Here is a 22,147-nt window from a genome sequence, read left to right on the forward strand (position 1 = left end):
TGTTTATTCGATGGCAAATTTGCGAAAATATATTTGAATTTTATAATTGATTTTTATCTAATGAAGCATGTTTCTATTTCTTTTAAAAGGTTAAAACTATCTTAAAAACAAATTTTAGAAATTTTAAGATCGTATATTGTAGTATAAAAAAATGTTAATATTGAAGAAAATACTACTATTTTTTGCGTTAATCTTTTTGTTTGAAAGCTCTTACTCCCAAAGTAGGTATCAATTTTATGGAAAAGAAGATGTAAAGCAAAAATTACCTTTTAAATTAATAAACAACTTAATTGTAATTCCTGTCCAAGTTAATGGACAAGACCTATCTTTTATTTTAGATACAGGAGTTAATAAAACAATTTTATTTAATCTTTCTGATAAAGATAGTATTGGATTAAATCAGGTAAGAAGAATAAAGCTAAAAGGTTTAGGAAATGGAAAACCTGTTCATGCATTAATTTCAAAGAATAATAATTTTAGAGTAAGTAAAATTGTTAATTATAATGAAGATTTGTATGTAATATTAAGAGAAGATTTGAACTTTTCTGCAAAAATGGGGGTTGCCATACATGGTATTATCGGATATAATTTATTGAAAGATGTTATTGTTAAGATAAATTATAAAACCAAAACGCTTACTTTTTACAATCCTAAAAAATATGAGGTTAAACCATGTAGAAAATGTGAAACGTTTGATTTAAAGTTTTTTAGAAATAAACCTTATATAAATACAGCAATTCAGTTAGATACAATTGGTGAGAAATTAACGGATACCAAATTATTAATAGATTCTGGTGGTAGTGACGCTTTGTGGCTTTTTGAAGAAACTAAAGAAGATATTAAAACACCAAAAAAGTTTTTTAATGACATTTTAGGAGAAGGCTTAAGCGGAACTATATATGGAAATAGGAGTAAGGTACCTAAGTTTGTTTTAGGAAAGTATGTGATAAAAGAACCAACAGTTTCTTTTTTAGATACAACTACAACTGTTAATGCAAGAGTGTTTAAAGATAGAAATGGGAGTATAGGTGGTGCTATTCTTAGAAGATTTAAAGTTTGGTTAGATTATCCTAATAAAAAAGTTGTGTTTAAAAAGAATAGTTCTCTTAAAAAAGGATTTTATTATAATATGAGTGGACTTATAGTTGTATATGATGGACAACAGCTTATAAAAGAAGAAGAACAAGTTGCTGTAAAAAATCCTTTTGGTTTATCATCGTCAAGCGAATTAACATCAGATAGTGATGTGTTTTCTTTTGTGTCTAAATTTTCATATAACTTCAAACCTTTGTTTAAAATTCAAGAAGTTATTGAAGGTTCACCTGCTCATGAGGTGGGTTTACTTAAAGATGATGTAATTACAAAAATTAATGGTAAATCAGCGCATTTATATACACTAGATGAAATAAACGGAATGTTTGTTTTAGAGCCTAATTTAAAAGTAACATTAGAAATTGAGAGAGACGGAATACCTTACAAGTATAAATTTAAACTAAAAAGAAGAATTTAATATTTCTTTCGTTTTAAAGCATAAAAAAAATCCTGAGCATAAACTCAGGATTTAATTTTTATATCTAAAAAGAATTATTTTTTAACGATAAATCCTTTGATTTTTAACATTTTTCTTTCCTGCTTAGCGTTAGAGTAAACAGTAATTGCTTTAGAAAAACCACCTGGTCTTTTAGTATCATAAGAAACTTCAATTTTCCCTTTTTCACCTGGCATAATTGGCTTTTCAGGCTTGCTAGGTACTGTACATCCACAAGTAGATTTTACATCCTTAATAATCAACGGAGCCTCACCTACATTAGTAAATTCAAAAGTTCTTTTTCCTTCAGATCCATGAGCTACTTTTCCATAGTCAATAACCTCAGTGTCAAACTTAAATTCTTGAGCATTCACAGCTAAAGTTAAGAAACATACTGCGATAAATGATAAAATTGTTTTCATAATATTAAAATAATTGTTTAGGAATTTCCTATGTTTTACAAATCTAACTAATTTTTTTTAGTTATAAAAAATCAACTTCTAAATTTTCTATACATCGTAAGATAGTTGTATTTTTGTCAACTATAATTCAAAAATGGTGCCAAAAATAATTTTAATAATTATTTAACACAGATAGGCTAAAATTTAAAAATAAAAAGTAAACATATGAGCATTCCATCTAAATATAATGCAATAGAGGCAGAAAGTAAATGGTATGAATACTGGATGAAAAATAATTATTTTCATTCTGAAGTAGATGAGAGAGAACCTTACACTATAGTAATACCACCACCAAATGTCACAGGAGTATTGCATATGGGACATATGTTAAATAATACCATTCAAGATGTTTTAATACGTAAAGCACGTTTACAAGGTAAAAATGCATGTTGGGTACCTGGTACCGATCATGCTTCTATAGCAACAGAAGCTAAAGTGGTAGCTAAATTAAAAGAAGAAGGTATTAATAAAAACGATTTAACAAGAGAAGAGTTTTTAGCACATGCTTTTGAATGGAAAGATAAATACGGAGGTATCATTTTAGAGCAACTTAAAAAGTTAGGAGCTTCATGTGATTGGGAACGTACAAAGTTTACCATGGATGATGACATGAGTGAAGCTGTAATTAAAGTTTTTGTTGACTTATACAACAAAGGTCGTATTTATAGAGGATACCGAATGGTAAATTGGGATCCTGAGGCAAAAACAACTTTATCTGATGAAGAGGTAATATACGAAGAGCGTCAAGGGAATTTATACTATTTACAATATGATATAGTTGATTCTGATGAGAAAGTTACTATTGCTACTACACGTCCTGAAACTATTTTAGGAGATACTGCCATTTGTATCAATCCAACAGATGAAAGATATACTCATTTAAAAGGTAAAAAAGTAATAGTTCCATTATGTAATCGTGAAATACCAATTATTGAAGATGAATATGTAGATGTAGAGTTTGGTACCGGATGTTTAAAAGTAACTCCTGCGCACGATGAAAATGATAAAAACTTAGGAGATAAGCATAATTTAGAAGTAATTGATATTTTTAATGAAGATGCAACTTTAAATTCTTTCGGATTACATTATCAAGGAAAAGATCGTTTTGTTGTTCGTAAAGAAATAGCTAATGAGTTAGAAAAAAAAGGATATTTACAAAAAGTAGAGCAACATGCTAATAAAGTAGGTACTTCTGAAAGAACAAAAGCAGTAATTGAGCCAAGATTGTCTGATCAGTGGTTCTTAAAAATGGAAGATTTAGCTAAAACAGCTTTAGCTGCTGTATTAGGAGAAGATAGAGAGGTAAAGTTATATCCTAGAAAGTTTGAGAATACGTATCGTCATTGGATGGAAAATATTCGTGATTGGAATATTTCTCGTCAATTATGGTGGGGACAACAGATTCCTGCTTATTACTTTGGCGATGGTAAAGAAGATTTTGTAGTTGCTGAAAGTAGAGAAGAGGCATTAAAATTAGCTCAAGAAAAAACATCTAATAAAGAACTTAAAGCATCAGACTTAAAACAAGATCCAGATGTTTTAGATACATGGTTTTCTTCTTGGTTATGGCCTATTTCTGTATTTGATGGAATTCGTAATCCTGAAAATGAGGAAATAAAATATTATTATCCAACGAATGATTTAGTTACTGGTCCAGATATTTTATTCTTCTGGGTTGCTCGTATGATTATTGCTGGATATGAGTACAAAGATGTTCGTCCGTTCGAAAACGTGTATTTAACAGGTTTAGTACGTGATAAGCAGCGTAGAAAAATGAGTAAATCATTAGGGAATTCACCAGATGCGTTAAAATTAATTGAAGATTATAGTGCTGATGGAGTTCGTGTTGGTTTATTATTAAGTGCAGCAGCAGGTAATGATTTATTATTTGACGAGTCGTTGTGTGATCAAGGGAAGAAGTTCGGAAATAAAATTTGGAGTGCTTTCTATTTAACTACTTTATGGGAAGTTTCTGAAGAAGTTGAACAACCTGAACATAGTAAAATAGCAATTGAGTGGTATAAAGCCAAGCTTCAAAAAACGTTGGTAGAAATTGAAGATCATTATAGTAAATACCGTTTAAGTGATGTTTTAATGGGAATTTATAAGTTGATTTATGATGATTTCTGTGGATTATTCTTAGAGATTGTAAAACCAGCATATCAAGCACCAATAGATGCTAAAACGTATCAAGAAATCATAGCTATTTTTGAAGATAACTTGAAGATTTTACATCCGTTTATGCCATTTTTAACTGAGGAAATTTGGCAATTAATTTCAGAAAGATCTGTTGAAGAAGCATTAATTGTAGCAAAATATCCTGCGCAAACCTCTTTTAATGAAGAATTGATAGCAAATATAGATTTTGCTTCAGAAGTAGTTTCAGGAATTAGAACAGTAAGAAAAGAAAAGAACATTGCAAACAAAGAAGCAATTGAGTTATTTGTAATTAATAATGAAAAAGCTTCTGAAGGATTTGATAGTGTTATTCAGAAGTTAACTAATACTTCAGTGATAAATTATGTTTCTGAAAAAGTAGACGGAGCTTCTTTTAGAGTAAAATCAAATGAATATTTTGTTCCTATTTCTTTAGACAATATTAATGTTGAGGAAGAAATTAAAAAGTTAACAGAAGAATTGAACTATACTGAAGGTTTCTTAAAATCTGTTCAGAAAAAGTTATCTAATGAACGTTTTGTTAATAATGCACCAGAACAAGTTGTGGCAAGTGAACGCAAGAAAGAAGCTGATGCATTGGCAAAAATAGAAACGATAAAAGCAAGTTTAGTATCTTTGAAATAAGAAGTAAAACTTTCAAAATATGTTTAAAAGGCTGAGTTATTTATAATTCAGCCTTTTTTTATAGATTCAAATTAATATTTAAAATGTTGATAATTAGTCTTTATTGAAAATTATCATTCGAAAAATTGAAAAAGTGATTTTTTTTAGTGAAAAAATTAGAATATATGTAGAAACATATGTATATTTGTAACATCTTCAAAGACGTTTGAAGACTTTTTCTTTTTCATAGCAATTTTCCCACTCAATTTTTGAGTGGGTTTTTTTATGTCTTTCTTTTCATTAAAAGTTACTCAAGAGTCTCAGGAATAAAAGAGATGCTTATACAGCATACACTTTTGTAACTAAAATTTATTACAGTAAAACATTCATTTATATAGTTTTGAGCATCTTTTGATTTTAAATGTCAAAAAAAACGAAAAATATTACCATATGTTAAAAAAAACATATATATTTGTAGTATCTCTAAAGACGTTTAGAGACTTTTTCTTTTTCATAGCAATTTTCCCACTCAATTTTTGAGTGGGTTTTTTTTATGTTTTAAAACTTTGCTAAAGTTATTTTAAAATAAAAGCAACTTAATTGCATTAATATTATTTATATCTACATTTGTAATGATAAAAAGTTATAATCTAAAATAGTTGAATACTACATTTACTCATGATAGAAACAAAGGACGTTAAATTTCAATATCATAAGAAAAATAAAGTTTTTAGTTTTCCAGATATCTCATTAAAAGAAAATGAAAACCTAGTAATTTTAGGGAAATCAGGTATTGGTAAGACAACTTTATTACATCTCTTATCAGGATTATTAAAACCTTTAGAAGGAAAAATTGAAATCAACAATACCGATATTGGTACTTTATCATCTGGTAAGTTAGATAATTTTAGAGGAAGAGAAATTGGTTTGGTATTTCAAAAAAAATATGCAATTCAATCATTGAGTGTGTACGATAATTTAAAAGCTCGTCTTTTTTTTAGTGGTAATAAGGTAGATGAAAATAAGATTAATGATTTATTAGAAGAATTAGATTTAGGAGCACATAAAAAAGCTAAAACAACTTCATTAAGTGAAGGACAGTTACAGAGGTTAGGAGTAGCAATGTCTGTAATTCATAACCCTAAGCTTATTTTAGCTGATGAACCAACTTCTAGTTTAGATGATGAAAACTGCAAGCTTGTAATTGATTTATTAATAAATCAGTCAGCTAAAAGCAAATCAAATTTAATAGTAATTACTCACGATAAAAGAATCAAGTCTTTTTTTCAAAACACTATAGTATTATGAATCTTTGGAAAATAGTTTATTACAATATTAAGTCGAAGTTATTATATACGCTGTTAAGTATCTTTTCTTTAGCTCTGAGTATATTCCTATTAATAAGTACTCAACAATTTAAGTCATCTTTTCAACATCAAATAGATAATAATTTAGCAGGTGTAGATATGGTTGTTGGAGCAAAAGGAAGTCCTTTGCAACTGGTTTTATCCTCTGTTTTGCACATAGATAATCCTACGGGTAATATATCTTATGCAGCAGCAAAAAAGATAGGGAAGAATCCTTTAGTTAAGTTTTCGGTACCTATTTCTTACGGAGATAATTATAAAGGATATAAAATTGTTGGTACTACAGTTGAATTCAAAAAATTATACAAAGCAGAAATAGATAAAGGAAGAGATGTACAGAAGCCACTAGAAGTAGTTATTGGTAGTGAGGTTGCTAAAACTTTGAGTCTTTCTGTAGGAGATCATTTTTTAAGTTCTCACGGATTAATAGAGAATGACATTGATGTACATTCAGATGAATTTACAGTGGTTGGAATATTCAAACCTACTTTAAAAGTAATAGATCGTTTAATTATCTCTGATTTAGAGAGTGTTTGGGAGGTTCACAATCACGAAGGTCACGCTGATGAAAATCATAAAGAGGAAGATGCTCATGATCACGAAGTTCATGTTAATGAAAGTCATAAAGAGGAGGAAGTTCATGATCACGAAGCTCATGCTGATGAAAGTCATAAAGAGGAAGAAGCTCACGATTACGGAGCTCATGCTCACGAAAGTCATAAAGAGGAAGAAGCTCACGATCACGGAGCTCATGCTCATGAAAGCCATAAAGAGGAGGAAGCTCATGCTGATGAAAGTCATGATGATAAAGAAATAACGTCATTATTAGTTTCGTTTAAAAATCCAATGGCATTATTATCAATGCCAAGAAAAATAAATAAAGAAACGAACATGCAGGCAGCAATGCCAAAGTTTGAATTGGATAAATTATACGATTTTATGGGAGTTGGATTTAAAACAATTTCTTTTATTGCTTATTTAATTTTAATAATTTCTGGAATTACTATTTTTATAAGCTTGTATAGAATGGTAAAAGATAGAGCTTTTGACTTAGCTTTATTTAGAACATTTGGGGCGAGTAATTTTCAGTTGATAAAAATGGTGTTTTATGAAGGCATAATTATTGTAATTTCATCTTTTATATTAGCTATGTTAACTTTAAAAACAATATTGTATTCAATGTTTAATTATACGGTTTCGGGTTATAAACTATCATTAGTACAAGAAGTAAATGGTATAGAGGTATTGCAAATTGGTTTATTAGCTTTTGTAGTGATTATATTTTCAGCTTCATTTGCCTTATTACCAATTATAAGAATGAACATTTCAACAATTTTAAGTAATGAAAAGTAAAATCTTAATAGTATTTTTTTTATTGACTAGCGTATTAGGTTATAGTCAAAAAAAAATCACATGGGTTGATTTATCTAAAGTGACATTTAAAGAAAAATATTATGCTGAATTTGATAGTAATTTTTTACATCCTACTTTTTCTGATTCAGTAAAAGCTTTGCAAGGGAAAAGAATATCAATTAAAGGCTATTTTTTAAATATTGATCCTAAAGGCGCAATATATATATATTGTCTAAAGGTCCTATGGCATCATGCTTTTTTTGTGGAGTAGGTGGACCAGAAACGGCTGTCGAACTAGAATTCGATTCAAAAATAAGACTAAAAACAGATTCAATTATAACAGTGTCAGGTGTGTTAAAGTTAAATGATAATGATGTCAATCATTTCAATTACATACTTAAGGATTGCAAAATAGAAGCGTTTAAATAATAAACGTCAATACCTTATTTATTTAATTATTTATAATATCCCTGAATTCAGGGATGTTGTGTTTGGTTATGCAAATTAATTTTGCGCTATTAAATCAAACATGAAAGATGAATAAAAAAATATTGCTGCTATTATTGTTGCTTCAATGTTTAGTTTACGGTCAAACTCCGTTTATTACTACATGGGAAACCACTACAGCAAATGAATCGATAACTATACCTACTAATTCTTTAGAAACGTATAACTATAACGTTAATTGGGGAGATGGTACTATTACTACTAATGAAACAGGTAATGCAACTCATAATTATGCAATGCCAGGAATTCATACCATCACGATTTCAGGAACCTTTCCTCAGATCTATTTTTTTAACTCTGGAGATAAAGATAAAATTCTAACCATAGAGCAATGGGGAGATAATCCTTGGATTTCATTTTTAGGAGCTTTCTGGGGATGTACAAAACTTAATATTACAAATCCTGCTGCTGGAAATCCTAATTTAACAAATGTAACAAGTATGTCTTCTGCTTTTAGAGGAGCAACTCTTTTTAATGGAGACGTTAGTGGTTGGAATGTGAGTAACATTACTAACATGAGTAGTATGTTTTCTGCTAATGATGTTTTTAATCAAGATTTGAGTAGTTGGGATGTAAGTAAAGTTACTCAAATGGGATTTATGTTCTCAAATACCAAAGCTTTTAATGGAAATATTAGTTCTTGGAATGTAGAGCAAGTGCTGTCATTTGAGTCAATGTTTAATGGAGCAGAAGTTTTCAATCAAGATTTAGAAAACTGGAATCCAAAATCAGCAACAAATATGGTTAGAATGTTTAAAGAAGCAGAAGCATTCAACGGAAAGCTTACCAATTGGGATGTTGGTAATGTTGCTTCTATGGAAGAAATGTTTCAGAGAGCTGTAGTATTTAATCAAGATATTAGTAAATGGAACGTAAATAACGTTACAAATATGCGTTCGATGTTTGGTGCTGCCTTAGTATTCAATCAAGATATAAGTGCTTGGCAAGTAGGAAAGGTTAATACTATGCGAACTATGTTTTCATCAGCTAGAGCATTCAATCAAGATATTGGAGGTTGGGATGTTAGTAAGGTTACTGATATGTATGGTATGTTTTCAGATGCTAGAGCATTCAATCAAAATATAGGACGTTGGAATACAGGTAAAGTAGAAAAAATGGAAACTATGTTTGCTAGAGCCTTTGCTTTTAATGGAGATATTGGAGGTTGGAATGTAAGCAAAGTAACTTCAATGTGGGCAATGTTTTCGAGTGCTACCGCTTTTAATCAAGATATAGGAAGTTGGAATACAGGTGAAGTTACTAAAATGAATGAAATGTTTTCCAGTGCTAGAGCTTTTAATCAAGACATCGGTAATTGGGATACTAGTAAGGTTACTAGAATGCATCGTATGTTTCAAAGTGCTGCTAGTTTCGATCAAGATATTAGTAATTGGAATATTGGTCAGGTTACTACATTAGATGGAATGTTTAATAATGCAAAATTATCAACTGCTAATTACGATGCTTTGTTAAAAGGATGGAATACACAAACAGTACAACCAAGCCTAAATTTTGATGGTGGAAACAGTACTTATTGTACAGCTGCTACAGAAAGATCAAATTTAGAAACTGCTAATACATGGAATATTAAAGATGGAGGGTTAAGTTGTCCTCCTTTAACTTGTTCAGCTCAACCAGATGCAAATAATATAAAGTTAAGACCTAACATTACTTGGAATGCTATAACTGGAGCTAACAGTTACAGAATTACTATAGGAAATACTCCAAAAGGAAATGAATTTGAGGATGTTGTTTTAGGTAATGTAACTGCTTATCAATTAACAAAAGAACTTGCTACAAGTACCAAATATTATGTAACTATTTATGGTAGAGATGCAGCTAATATTGATATCGCTTGTATTAGTATTGAAGTAACTACAAGACCAGAGTTGACTTGTACTACTCAAGTAGTTTCAGGAAGAATATTAACACGACCTCCCATAAATTGGGTTTTAACTCCAGGTGTGGTAAGTTATGATCTAACCATAGGTACTACGCCAAAAGGTACAGATTTTTTAGATGTTTCTTTAGGCAATGTGGATATGTATACACCAACGAATGATTTATTACATGATACAAAATATTATGTAACTATCTATGGATTAAGTGCTGTTGGAGAACGTATAGGTTGTCATTCTATTGAATTTACAACCGTTCCATTACCACCAGCTTGCCCTACAATTGATGTGCCTGTAGCTGGAGCTACTTCAGTAGCGCTACAACCAAGTATTGAATGGACTAAAGTAGTTGGAGCTACAAATTATCGTATAACCGTTGGAAGTACATCTGGAGGAAGTGATATTGTGAACTCGAATTTAGGTGATGTAGATAGTATTACTTTTACTAGTGATTTATTAAATAACACGCAATACTACGTAACGATTTATGCAAGTAATGCAGGAGGTGAATCTGTAGGTTGTTCAAGTATTTCGTTTACTACAATACCTGCATCAAAACCTTTTATCACAACTTGGCAAACAACAGCAGCAAACGAAACTATAACTATTCCTACAGCTGCTGGAGAAACATATAATTATACTGTTGATTGGGGAGACGGAACAACACCAACAGTAGAGACAGGTGATGCAACGCATACTTATGGAACAGCAGGCGTACATACAGTTTCAATTTCAGGAGTTTTTCCTAGAATTTATTTTAATAATTCAGGAGATAAAGATAAAATCTTAACGATTGAACAATGGGGAGATATTGAATGGAACTCTATGAGGGAAGCTTTTGAGGGATGTTCGCAGCTTAATATTACTAATCCTTTAATAGATACTCCTGATTTAAGTAAGGTAACAGATTGTTCTTTCATGTTCAATTTTGCTACAGTATTTAACGGTGATATATCTAGTTGGAATACCAGTAACGTTACTGACATGAGGCAAATGTTTAGAGCAGCAAATTCATTTAATCAAAACATTGGTAGTTGGAATGTAGGTAACGTTGAGAATATGGGAGAAATGTTCTCTTTTGCTACTGTATTTAATCAAGATATTAGTGCTTGGGATACCAAAAAAGTGACGCAAATGTATCAAATGTTTGATAGTGCTAAAGCTTTTAATCAAGATATAGGAGGTTGGAACGTTAGCAATGTTAATAGTATGTATTCCATGTTCCGTAGTGCTGAAAACTTTAATCAAAATCTGAATTTGTGGGATGTAGGACAAGTAAATAATATGGTTTCAATGTTCGAAAATGCTGTTAAATTCAACGGTGAAATTTCTAACTGGATTACTAGTAAGGTTACGAACATGTCAAAAATGTTCAAGAGAGCTTTAGCTTTTAACCAAGACTTAAACAACTGGAATGTATCGTCTGTAGTCAATATGTCTGAAATGTTTAATGTAGCTAAATTGTTTGATAGAGAAATTTCTAATTGGGATGTTAGCAAGGTTACGGATATGAAATTAATGTTTCAAGTAGCAGAAAATTTCAATCAAGATATTAGTGCTTGGAATGTTTCTAATGTAACAAACATGTCGAGCATGTTTAGTAGCGCTTCTTCTTTTAATAAAAATATTGGAGCTTGGAATGTTAGTAAGGTGACAAATATGAGATTTATGTTCAGTAAAGCATCATCATTTAATCAAGATATTGGGAGGTGGGATGTAAGCAACGTTACTAGCATGGATCATATGTTTCAAAATACAGTGGCATTTAACCAAAATATAGGAACATGGAAAACAGGTAAAGTAACTCAAATGCAAAGAATGTTTGAAGGTGCTGCTATTTTCAATCAAAATATTGGTGGTTGGGATGTGAGTAATGTAACCAACATGGGAGCAATGTTTAGTAATGCAACTGCTTTTAATGGAAATATTAGTAGCTGGAATGTAGGTAAAGTAAATTCATTTTCATGGATGTTTAACGAAGCTTCTGCATTCAATCAAAATATTAGTAGTTGGAATTTAGCGAGTGCAACGGAGTTAGATTTCATGTTTAAAGATGCATCAAGTTTTAATCAAGATATTGGTGGGTGGACTTTAGGTAATGCTACTTCTTTATCAAGAATGTTTCAAAATGCTGTAGCTTTTGATCAAGACATTTCAAATTGGGATGTAAGTAATATAACCAGCATGTGGTTGATGTTTCAAGGAGCAAAATTATCAACAGTTAATTATGATGCTTTATTAAAAGGTTGGAACGCACAAGTTTTACAATCAAATGTTGCTTTTTCAGGAGGAAATAGTACTTATTGTACCGCAGCTACAGAAAGACAAAATATGATCGATAATGATCTTTGGGCAATTACTGATGGAGGTTCTGATTGTAGTACAATAGCAAAACCATTTATTACCACATGGGAAACCACCACAACAAATGAAGCTATAACTATTCCTACAGCTGCTAGAGAAACCTATAATTATACTGTTGATTGGGGAGACGGAACAATACCAACAGTAGAAACAGGTGATGCAACGCATACTTATGGAACAGCAGGTGTTCATACAGTTTCAATTTCAGGAGTTTTCCCTAGAATTTATTTTAACAATAGAGGTGATAAAGATAAAATCTTAACGATCGAACAATGGGGAGATATTGAATGGAGTTCTATGGAAAGTGCTTTTGAAGGTAGTTCTAACCTCAATATCATAAATACAAGTATTGATAATCCAGATTTATCAAAAGTTACTGATATGAGTGCTATGTTCAGTAGAGCTAGTTCATTTAATGGTGATATCAGTGGATGGAATACGAGTAACGTAACAAATATGAGTGGAATGTTTTTTAATGCTCATACATTCAATATTGATATAAGTAGTTGGGATACGAGCAAGGTTATTAGCATGAGATCTATGTTTAGGGGAGCTAGAGAATTTAATCACTCTATAGAGAAGTGGAATGTAAGTAGTGTAAAAAACATGTCTTACATGTTTTTTGAGGCAGGTAAGTTTGATCAAGATATCAATTTTAACGCTAGTACAGGTATAGGATGGAATACGAGTAGTGTAGAAAATATGCAGGGTATGTTTCAAAAAGCTACAGTGTTTAATGGTAATATCAGTGGTTGGGACACCAGTAGTGTGACCGATATGGGCGATATGTTTAACGGAGCAAATAACTTTAATAGAGATATATCGGGATGGGATGTTAGCAAGGTAGAAAAAATGGCTTCGATGTTTAGAGAAGCTTTTACTTTTAATCAAGATATCGGTTTCGATACTACTACAGGTAAAGGTTGGAATACGGGGAATGTTACTAATATGCAAGGGATGTTTTACAGAGCTAGCAAATTTAATGGAGATATCAGTGGTTGGGATACCAGTAAAGTGAAGCTTATGTTATGGATGTTTGTAGGTGCCAGTAAATTTAATCAAGATATTGGGGGATGGAATGTAAGTAATGTTACACAAATGTCTTCTATGTTTTCCAACGCATCTGAATTCAATCAAGATATAGGAGGTTGGGATGTGAGTAACGTAACAAACATGGAGAGCATGTTTAATGGAACTACGAATTTTGATCAAGATCTTAGTAGTTGGAATGTTTCCGCAGTTCTTCGTATGCAACAAATGTTTGCTAGGGTAAAATTATCAACAGCAAACTATGATGCATTACTAAAAGGCTGGAATGCACAAACTTTACAACCTAATGTGACCTTTTCTGGAGGAAATAGTACGTATTGTACTGCAGCTACGGAAAGACAAAATATGATCGATAATGATTTTTGGGCAATTACAGATGGAGGTTCTGATTGTAGTTCAATAGCAAAACCATTTATTACCACATGGCAAACAACAGCAGCAAATGAAACTATAACTATTCCTACAGCTGCTGGAGAAACTTATAATTATAGGGTTGATTGGGGAGATGGAAGTACTCCAACAGTAGAAACAGGTGATGCAACACATACTTATGGAACAGCAGGTGTTCATACAGTTTCAATTTCAGGAACATTCCCTAGAATTTATTTTAATAATACAGGAGATAAAGATAAAATTTTAACCATTGAGCAATGGGGGGATATTGAATGGAGTTCTATGGAGAGTGCTTTTTATGGATGTTCTAATTTAAATATTACTAATCCCAGTATTGATACACCAGATTTAAGCAATCTGACCAACTGCTTTCAAGCTTTTGATAACGCAACATCTTTTAATGGCGATATTACAAATTGGAATGTAAGTACTGTTGAAAACATGCAAGATATGTTTAAAGGAGCTACTATATTCAATCAAAATGTTTCAATCTGGGATACTAGTAATGTAACCAATATGCAAAGTATGTTTAGCGGAGCAATTGTATTTAATCAAGATATAAGTGGTTGGGATGTGAGTAATGTAACTGACATGAGTGATATGTTCTTTGGAGTAAAACTATCTACAGCTAATTACGATGCATTATTAAAAGGTTGGAATACACAAGTTTTACAACGAAATGTTAATTTTTCTGGTGGTAATAGCACATATTGTTCAGCTGAAACAGAACGAGCAAACATGATTGCTAGTGATATGTGGGTGATTACTGACGGAGGAAAAGAAGCTAATACAGTAATAACAGCTATAGCAGATGTAAATCAATCTAATTCTTTCACGTTACCAACAATTTTAGGAACAGATTTATCAGGAGGAGAGAAATATTATACACAAGCTAATGGTTTAGGAACTTCTTACAATGCTGGTGAGGTGATAGATTTTTCAGATTTTACATCATATCCAGTTACACTTTATGTATTTGATTCAGGGATTTGTGGAAGTGCCGAAGTGAATTTTGAGTTGATATTAACTAATACACCAACTCCAAAACCAATCACAATTACAGCAGATGCAAAGAATAAAGAATACGGTTCAGCAGATCCGTTATTAACGTATCAAATTACTACAGGAAGTTTAGAAGCAGGAGATGTTTTATCAGGCGGATTGACTAGAGTAGCAGGTGAAGCTGTTGGAGACTATGCAATCAACAGTACTTTATCTCATCCGAATTATACAATCACTTATGTCTCTGATGATTTGACTATTTCGGCTAAACCAATCACGATTACAGCAGATGCAAAGAATAAAGAATATGGTTCAGCAGATCCGTTATTAACGTATCAAATTACTGCAGGAAGTTTAGAAGCAGGAGATGTTTTATCAGGAAGATTGACTAGAGTCGCAGGCGAAGCTATTGGCGACTATGCCATCAATAGTACATTATCACATCCGAATTACACAATTACTTATGTTTCCGATGATTTAACCATTTCAGCAAAACCAATAACAATTACAGCAGATGCAAAGAACAAAGAATATGGTTCAGCAGATCCGTTATTAACGTATCAAATTACCACAGGAAGTTTAGAAGCGGGAGATGTTTTATCAGGAGGATTGACTAGAGTAGTTGGTGAAGCTATTGGCGACTACGCCATCAATAGTACATTATCACATCCGAATTACACAATCACTTATGTTTCTGACGATTTAACTATATCGGCAAAACCAATTACAATTACAGCAGATGCAAAGAACAAAGAATACGGTTCAGCAGATCCGTTATTAACGTATCAAATTACTGCAGGAAGTTTAGAAGCAGGAGATGTTTTATCAGGAGGATTGACAAGAGTAACAGGAGAAGCTGTTGGTGACTATGCAATCAACAGTACTTTATCTCATCCGAATTATACGATTACTTATGTTTCCGATGATTTAACAATTTCAGCAAAACCAATCACGATTACAGCAGATGCAAAGAATAAGGAATACGGTTCAGCTGATCCGTTATTAACGTATCAAATTACTACAGGAAGCTTAGAAACAGGAGATGTTTTGTCAGGAGGATTGACTAGAGTAGCGGGAGAAGTTGTTGGAGATTATGCAATCAACAGCACTTTATCTCATCCGAATTATACAATCACTTATGTTTCTGATGATTTAACAATTTCAGCAAAACCAATCACAATTAAAGCAGATGCAAAGAACAAAGAATATGGTTCAGCAGATCCGTTATTAACGTATCAAATTACTTCAGGAAGTTTAGAAACAGGAGATGTTTTATCAGGAGGATTGACAAGAGTAGCAGGAGAAGCTATTGGAGACTATGCAATTAACAGTACTTTATTTCACCCGAATTATACAATTACCTATATTTCTGATGATTTGACTATTCTTCCAAGAGCTATTACAATTTTAGCAGATACTAAAACTAAAGAATATGGTTTTGTAGACCCTATATTAACCTATCAAATTGTTGCAGGAAGTTTATTACCAAGTGACTTTCTTTCTGGAGGATTGAGCAGAGTTCCAGGGGAGAATGCAGGAAATTATGCGATTAATAGTACATTATCACATCCAAATTATGCAATTACATATATTCCAGGTGATTTAATAATCACACCGAAAGAAATTACAGTAGCAGCAGATGCTAAAACTAAAGAATATGCAACACTAGATCCGCCATTAACGTATCAAATTGTTTTTGGAAGTTTGGAGTCTGGAGATGTTTTATCTGGAACTTTGACAAGAGATGCAGGAGAAAATGTAGGTAGTTATTTTATTAATAGTTCGTTGTCTCATCCAAATTATGAAATAAGATATATTTCAGCAGATTTAGAAATTACTCCTAAGTCAATTACAGTGACAGCAGATTCAGAAGATAAAGTATATGGAACTTTAGATCCTATATTAAGCTATCAAATTACTACAGGAATTTTAGAACCAGGAGATGTTTTATCTGGTAGTTTGGTAAGAGATACGGGAGAAGATGTAGGAGATTATACTATAAATAATGGATTATCTAACTCTAACTACACAATTACATTTATTACGGCAAATTTCACAATTACTCCAAGATCAATCACTGTTACAGCTAATACTAATGGTAAAGGATATGGTGCTTTAGATCCTGAATTGACTTATGAAATTACCTCAGGGAGCTTAGTGTCAGGAGATGTTTTATCTGGAAGTTTAGAAAGAGAGATAGGAGAAGAAATAGGAGTGTATGCTATAGAATTAGGTACACTAGATGATATGAATTATGAAATTGATTTTGTGAGTGCCGATTTTATAATAAGAGAATCGGGTGAAAAACAACTGGAGTTGCCTAATGCGTTTACTCCAAATAATGATGGTAATAATGATGTTTTTGAAATAATGGATTTAGAGAAGTTGTATCCGAATTTTGAGATGACCATTTTCGATAGAAATGGTATGGAATTATATAGATACAAACATAACGGAGATGTAAATGCTATGCCAGTTTGGTGGGATGGAACATATAAAGGAGAAAGTTTACCAACAGGAACCTATTATTTTTCTTTGAATTATAATAATGGTTCTAAGCAGCCAAAAACTACTTGGGTGTATTTAAATCGCTAATTAAAAAATGAAAAGTAGAAATATTATTATCGATACAAGTATTGTTATGCAAAAGAAAGTTAGAGGGTATTTTGGAATTTTGTGTGTATTACAACTTCTAATCTCTGTAAATGTACATGGACAGCAATATCCTCAATTTACTCAATATACCTATAATATGAACATTGTTAATCCGGCATATGCCGGAGTAAAAAATACTTTGTCTATAAATTTATTAGGTAGAACACAATGGACAGGAGTAGAAGGGGCACCTAAAACAGGAACTTTAGGAATTCATTCACCTTTAGGAGCAAGAAGGTTTTTTGGTATTGGCTTTTCTGGAATTTATAACGAAATAGGACCTCTTAAAGAGACACATTTATATGGAGACTTATCTTATAAAGTAAATGTGTCAAAAGAAGGGATACTATCTTTCGGATTAAAGTTTGGAATTTCAACACAAAATGTAAATCAATCACTTTTAAGATTTAATAATACAGATAATTCCTTTGTAAACTTAGCTAATAATATATATCCAAACTTAGGGTTTGGAGTGTATTTTAAAGAAGAAGATTTTTATGTAAGCTTATCAATGCCAAATGTGTTAAGTACAAACTTTTTTGAAACATTAAATGCAACTAATGTCATAACAGAAACATCTAGAAATAGTACTTTGTATTTTGGGGCTGGTTATGTGTTTAAAATTAGTGAAAAACTAAAGTTTAAACCAGCATTTATGGTAAGGTATTCATCTATTATTCCCACTGCTTTAGATATCTCAAATACGGCTTTTATTGAAGATAAATTTGAAATAGGAGTTTCATATCGTTTAAAAGAATCAATTGGTTGCATAGCAGCAATACATGTAAATGATCACCTTAGAGTAGGGTACTCATATGATTTTTCTGTAGGTAATGTACTCAATAATAATGGATCACATGAAATAATGTTGCTTTATGATATTGATTTAAAAGATAAACTTAGAAGATTACCCAGATACTACTAAAAAATTAACTTAAATAAGCGATTTTGTTTAAAGTGTTAAATTAACATACTATTATGATATTTAATGAGCTTTAATAGAAAGATGATTTAGATAAATTATATCTTTGCTAGATGTTTAATTTTAAAAAAATAGCAAGTTTTTTTCTTTCTGTAGTCATTTTAATGACGCACTTTGCTATTCTTTTTCATACGATTGAACATCATGAAGATCATTCAGACAGTCGTCATTCAACTAATTTATCTACTGTATTAGAGTTTGATGACGTTGAGTTAGAGGAACAATGTACTATTTGTGATATCTATTTAGATGTTGAGTTAACTCAAGCTAAGATATCTTACGTACCAATTATTTCTCCTTTGTTTATTGAAAGTAGGATTATACAGCAGGATGATAAATTCATACCTGTAATACTTTACTTTAAACAGTCAAGATCACCACCAAGTTTAATTTCATAACATATTATCACCATTCAATTTTATTTTTAGTCGTATTACTTTTTACTAAACATGTAATATATCTATCAGTACACAAATTATTGGGTTAACATGTTTCGTTTCTTTTACAGCATTCATGCCTGTAAACTATAAGCTCTTACTCTTTTAAGGGCATATCAATCATTTTTTTATTAAAACAACATCGTTATGTTACAAGCAAAAAAGCTTAACATGCGCTATAACGACGTATTAGCGCTCAAGGATTTAAGTTTTACTGTAGCTCCTGGAGAAATTTTTTGTTTATTAGGACAAAATGGAGCAGGTAAAACTACAACTATCAATATTTTTTTAGGACTATTAGAGCCTTCTTCAGGAGAGGCTTTGATAGATGATAGTTCTGTAACAAATAATAAATCTACAAGAAATTCAATAGCCTATATTCCTGAAATAGTTCAACTGTATACCAACATGACTGGTTTAGAAAACTTAGACTTTTTCAGTCAGTTAGCAGGATTTGAATATACTCAAGAAGAATTGGAATCTTTTCTTAAACAAGCTAATTTACAAGAAGAAGCCTTTGGAAAAAAATTAAAAAAGTATTCTAAAGGAATGCGCCAAAAAGTAGGAATAGCCATTGCTTTAGCTAAAAAAGCTTCCTATATATTAATGGATGAACCTACTTCTGGTTTAGATCCGAAAGCATCTGTGGAGTTTGCCAATACTTGTAAAAAATTGTCTAGTGAAGGGGTAGGCATTTTAATGGCAACTCATGATATTTTCAATGCAGTAAATATATGTGCAAGAATAGGGATTATGAAGGAAGGGTCTCTAGTGCATGTTGCAGAAACAGATAAAATTTCAGCTCAAGAATTACAAGAATTGTACATCAAAACAATTTAACTATTACATATTTTAATCATTTAATAATGAAGTTTAATTATATAATCCTAACTATTATTTTACTTACTATTCAAGTAAGTTTTTCACAATCTAAAATATCGGGGAAAATTTTAGATTCTGACAATTCTCCTATACCAGGAGCCAATATTATTTCAACTAGTGAATCTCAAAAGAAAAGTGGCGTTAATTCAGACGCTGAAGGAGATTTTAGTTTAACTATAAATGAAGAAGGAACGTATACCATTGGTATTACATTTATAGGTTTTAATACATTTACGAAAGTAGTTTCAGTAACAAACGGACAAGACATCAATTTAGGAACTATTGTTCTTGAAGAGTCTGTTGAATTATTACAATCTGTTGAAGTTTTAGGAAGAAAGAGAAAAGATTACAATAGTGACTATTCTTTTTCTGCTACAAAAATTGCAATTAAAAATAAAGAGTTGCCACAATCTGTATCTACAGTAACCAAAGAACTTATTTCAGATCGTTTATCATTTCAGTTACCTGATGCTGTAAAAGCTGTAAGTAATGTTGCTGTTACAGGTTTGTATAATCATTATAATATTAGAGGTATTACTCAGGCTGATGATGGACAAGTTATTAATGGAATGCGTACGCGTCAATATTATTTTTTACAACCGATAACATCTCATTTAGAGCGTGTAGAGGTAATTAAAGGACCATCATCAGTAACTTTTTCAAGTGCAGATCCAGGAGGAACTGTAAATATGGTAACTAAAAAGCCTTTAGCAGAAAAGAGAAATGAAGTTTCTGCTACTACTGGTAGTTTTGGAACGATAAGAGCGGCTGCAGATTTTACAGGTCCTTTAAATGAAGAGAAAACATTATTATATCGTTTTAATGCTGCTTTTCAAGAGGCAGATTCATTTAGAGATGTAGTAAACAATAATGCTATTTTAATATCACCATCATTTAGTTACATTCCTAACGAAAGTACCTCACTTAATGTTGAAATGATTTACAACAATGCAGAAGGTAATTTAGATAGAGGGCAACCTATTTTTGGAGCAATCAATGGTGAGTTTGATATTAATAGTACTCCTATTACCATGAATGTAGGAGCTTCAAGTGATCATTATAAAACGAAAGAATTAATGTTTATGGTAAACTTTAGTAAAAAGTTCACAGAGAATTTTGGTTTCAATGCTCAGTTTATGAAGCAAACTTGGGATGAAGATTTAGCAGAGCATAGAGTAGATGGTACAGCAGTAGATATTGCAGGTAATGTTATTCCTACACTTGCAAGAATGAGATACGATAGAAGACAACAGTTTTGGGAAACTGATAACTTTAGTGCTTTCTTCAATTATGATATTAAAAGCGAAAATATCACCAACAAAATTTTAGTTGGATATGATGCTTCTTTTTGGGAAAGAAAAATTGGAGCTGGATTTTTAAGAGCTAGAAGGTACTTAACAGTAAGTGGTGGACAAGCTAATTTCGATCCAGCGAATGCAGCGAATTTTCAACAAATGGTAGTAGACGGAGTTACAATGCCTGTACCAGCCGTTCCTCATTTCGATTTAGAAAATCCTTTTAATGGAGCAAGAAATACCGATAATTACAATTTAGCTGAGTTAACAATCCCAGCAAACTTAACTACATCAAATGGTGTTTACATTCAAAATCAGTTTAAAATAGGAAAGTTTTCAGCATTGGTAAATTTACGATATGAGTGGTTTAACGATACTTTTAATTACAAGGGAGCTAATGAAATTGAATTTAAGAATAATGCCATCATTCCTAGGTTAGGTTTAACTTATGAAATAACAGAAGATATTAGTGCTTATGCAACGTATTTAGAAGGTTTTCAACCTCATACAAATACAGTGTCTTTATCACCAACTGCCGAAGGATTCTTTTGGTCAGCTTCTCCAGCAAGATTTGATCCTTTAGAAAGTGCTTTAATTGAAGTTGGAGCTAAAGGAGAGTTTATGAATGGTAAAATATTTGCAAACCTTGCCGTTTTTAATATCACTCAAAAGAACATTTTATTAGGTGATACTTACGATTTAGATAACTTAACCACAAGAGGAGAACAGAGAAGTAGAGGTATTGAAATGGATGTTTCAGGTTCTGTATTGCCAAATCTTCAGCTTACAGCATCTTATGGATATAATGATGCTAAAATTGTTGAAGATGCTATTCCAGAATTTATAGGAGAGCGAATTGGTGGAGCTCCAAAGCACAATGCAAACTTTTGGGGACGCTACGACTTTAATAATAAAACATTAAGAGGTATCGGACTTGGTTTTGGAGTGCAGTATGTAGATAATAGATATACTTGGTATAATCCTACATATGCTACAGATAGAGTATTACTTCCTGAGTATACAGTATTTGATGCTGCTATGTACTACAAACCAAACAATACAGGAATTCAGTTAACACTTAAGGTGAATAATTTATTTAACAGCACTTATTGGCTAGGAGGTTTAAATCCATCTAGATTAGGTCCTGGTGCACCAAGAAATGTATTATTAAATGCTACATATAAATTTTAAA

Annotated in this window: 11 protein-coding genes; 10 read left to right on the forward strand and 1 reads right to left on the reverse strand. The window is 31.5% G+C overall.

Annotated elements, in window-relative coordinates:
- The first annotated feature begins 151 nt into the window (after positions 1–151).
- A complete protein-coding gene (locus EYW44_RS00095; protein ID WP_132721149.1) occupies positions 152–1,510 on the forward strand; it encodes an aspartyl protease family protein in 1,359 nt (452 codons plus the stop codon).
- 74 nt (positions 1,511–1,584) lie between these two features.
- On the opposite strand, the gene EYW44_RS00100 is transcribed toward EYW44_RS00095, so the two are convergent.
- The gene (locus EYW44_RS00100; RefSeq protein ID WP_132721151.1) at positions 1,585–1,950 is read right to left on the reverse strand and encodes a DUF1573 domain-containing protein; all 366 of its coding nucleotides are present in this window, start codon (positions 1,948–1,950) and stop codon (positions 1,585–1,587) included.
- A 204-nt stretch (positions 1,951–2,154) separates the two neighbouring features.
- Here EYW44_RS00100 and EYW44_RS00105 point away from each other — a divergent pair, with 204 nt between their 5' ends.
- The 9 genes from EYW44_RS00105 to EYW44_RS00145 all read left to right on the forward strand — a co-directional run bounded on the left by EYW44_RS00105 (position 2,155) and on the right by EYW44_RS00145 (position 22,146).
- Positions 2,155–4,791: a valine--tRNA ligase gene (locus EYW44_RS00105; protein WP_132721153.1), complete on the forward strand. Its 2,637-nt coding sequence runs from the start codon at positions 2,155–2,157 to the stop codon at positions 4,789–4,791.
- A 657-nt stretch (positions 4,792–5,448) separates the two neighbouring features.
- Positions 5,449–6,078 carry an ABC transporter ATP-binding protein gene (locus EYW44_RS00110; RefSeq protein ID WP_132721155.1) on the forward strand — a complete coding sequence of 210 codons (630 nt, stop codon included), beginning with the start codon at positions 5,449–5,451 and terminating at the stop codon, positions 6,076–6,078.
- Complete coding sequence (locus tag EYW44_RS22555; RefSeq protein ID WP_132721157.1) at positions 6,075–7,490, forward strand: ABC transporter permease; 1,416 nt, start codon at positions 6,075–6,077, stop codon at positions 7,488–7,490. The genes EYW44_RS00110 and EYW44_RS22555 overlap by 4 nt, the downstream gene beginning before the upstream one ends.
- Entirely contained in the window at positions 7,480–7,761 is a 282-nt protein-coding gene (locus tag EYW44_RS22560; protein WP_243643577.1) for a hypothetical protein, read from the forward strand. The genes EYW44_RS22555 and EYW44_RS22560 overlap by 11 nt, the downstream gene beginning before the upstream one ends.
- A 265-nt stretch (positions 7,762–8,026) precedes the next feature.
- Positions 8,027–17,299, forward strand: a complete 9,273-nt coding sequence (locus EYW44_RS00125) for a BspA family leucine-rich repeat surface protein (protein ID WP_132721159.1) — start codon at positions 8,027–8,029, stop codon at positions 17,297–17,299.
- A 7-nt stretch (positions 17,300–17,306) separates the two neighbouring features.
- Positions 17,307–18,284 carry a PorP/SprF family type IX secretion system membrane protein gene (locus EYW44_RS00130; protein ID WP_132721161.1) on the forward strand — a complete coding sequence of 326 codons (978 nt, stop codon included), beginning with the start codon at positions 17,307–17,309 and terminating at the stop codon, positions 18,282–18,284.
- Between the two features lie 110 nt (positions 18,285–18,394).
- Positions 18,395–18,739, forward strand: a complete 345-nt coding sequence (locus EYW44_RS00135; protein WP_132721163.1) for a hypothetical protein — start codon at positions 18,395–18,397, stop codon at positions 18,737–18,739.
- A 186-nt stretch (positions 18,740–18,925) separates the two neighbouring features.
- Positions 18,926–19,618 carry an ABC transporter ATP-binding protein gene (locus EYW44_RS00140; RefSeq protein WP_132721165.1) on the forward strand — a complete coding sequence of 231 codons (693 nt, stop codon included), beginning with the start codon at positions 18,926–18,928 and terminating at the stop codon, positions 19,616–19,618.
- Between the two features lie 26 nt (positions 19,619–19,644).
- A complete protein-coding gene (locus tag EYW44_RS00145) occupies positions 19,645–22,146 on the forward strand; it encodes a TonB-dependent receptor (protein WP_132721167.1) in 2,502 nt (833 codons plus the stop codon).
- Position 22,147: the final 1 nt, after the last annotated feature.

The organism is Tenacibaculum sp. M341, from assembly GCF_004337695.1.
GTDB lineage: Bacteria > Bacteroidota > Bacteroidia > Flavobacteriales > Flavobacteriaceae > Polaribacter.

Bases quoted from the DNA above. Each gene is read 5' to 3' on its own strand.
- EYW44_RS22555 (WP_132721157.1), top strand. From the start codon at position 6,075: ATGAATCTTTGGAAAATAGTTTATTACAATATTAAGTCGAAGTTATTA.
- EYW44_RS00130 (WP_132721161.1), top strand. From the start codon at position 17,307: ATGAAAAGTAGAAATATTATTATCGATACAAGTATTGTTATGCAAAAG.
- EYW44_RS00100 (WP_132721151.1), bottom strand. From the start codon at position 1,950: ATGAAAACAATTTTATCATTTATCGCAGTATGTTTCTTAACTTTAGCT.
- EYW44_RS00145 (WP_132721167.1), top strand. From the start codon at position 19,645: ATGAAGTTTAATTATATAATCCTAACTATTATTTTACTTACTATTCAA.
- EYW44_RS00095 (WP_132721149.1), top strand. From the start codon at position 152: ATGTTAATATTGAAGAAAATACTACTATTTTTTGCGTTAATCTTTTTG.
- EYW44_RS00140 (WP_132721165.1), top strand. From the start codon at position 18,926: ATGTTACAAGCAAAAAAGCTTAACATGCGCTATAACGACGTATTAGCG.
- EYW44_RS22560 (WP_243643577.1), top strand. From the start codon at position 7,480: ATGAAAAGTAAAATCTTAATAGTATTTTTTTTATTGACTAGCGTATTA.
- EYW44_RS00110 (WP_132721155.1), top strand. From the start codon at position 5,449: ATGATAGAAACAAAGGACGTTAAATTTCAATATCATAAGAAAAATAAA.
- EYW44_RS00135 (WP_132721163.1), top strand. From the start codon at position 18,395: ATGTTTAATTTTAAAAAAATAGCAAGTTTTTTTCTTTCTGTAGTCATT.
- EYW44_RS00105 (WP_132721153.1), top strand. From the start codon at position 2,155: ATGAGCATTCCATCTAAATATAATGCAATAGAGGCAGAAAGTAAATGG.
- EYW44_RS00125 (WP_132721159.1), top strand. From the start codon at position 8,027: ATGAATAAAAAAATATTGCTGCTATTATTGTTGCTTCAATGTTTAGTT.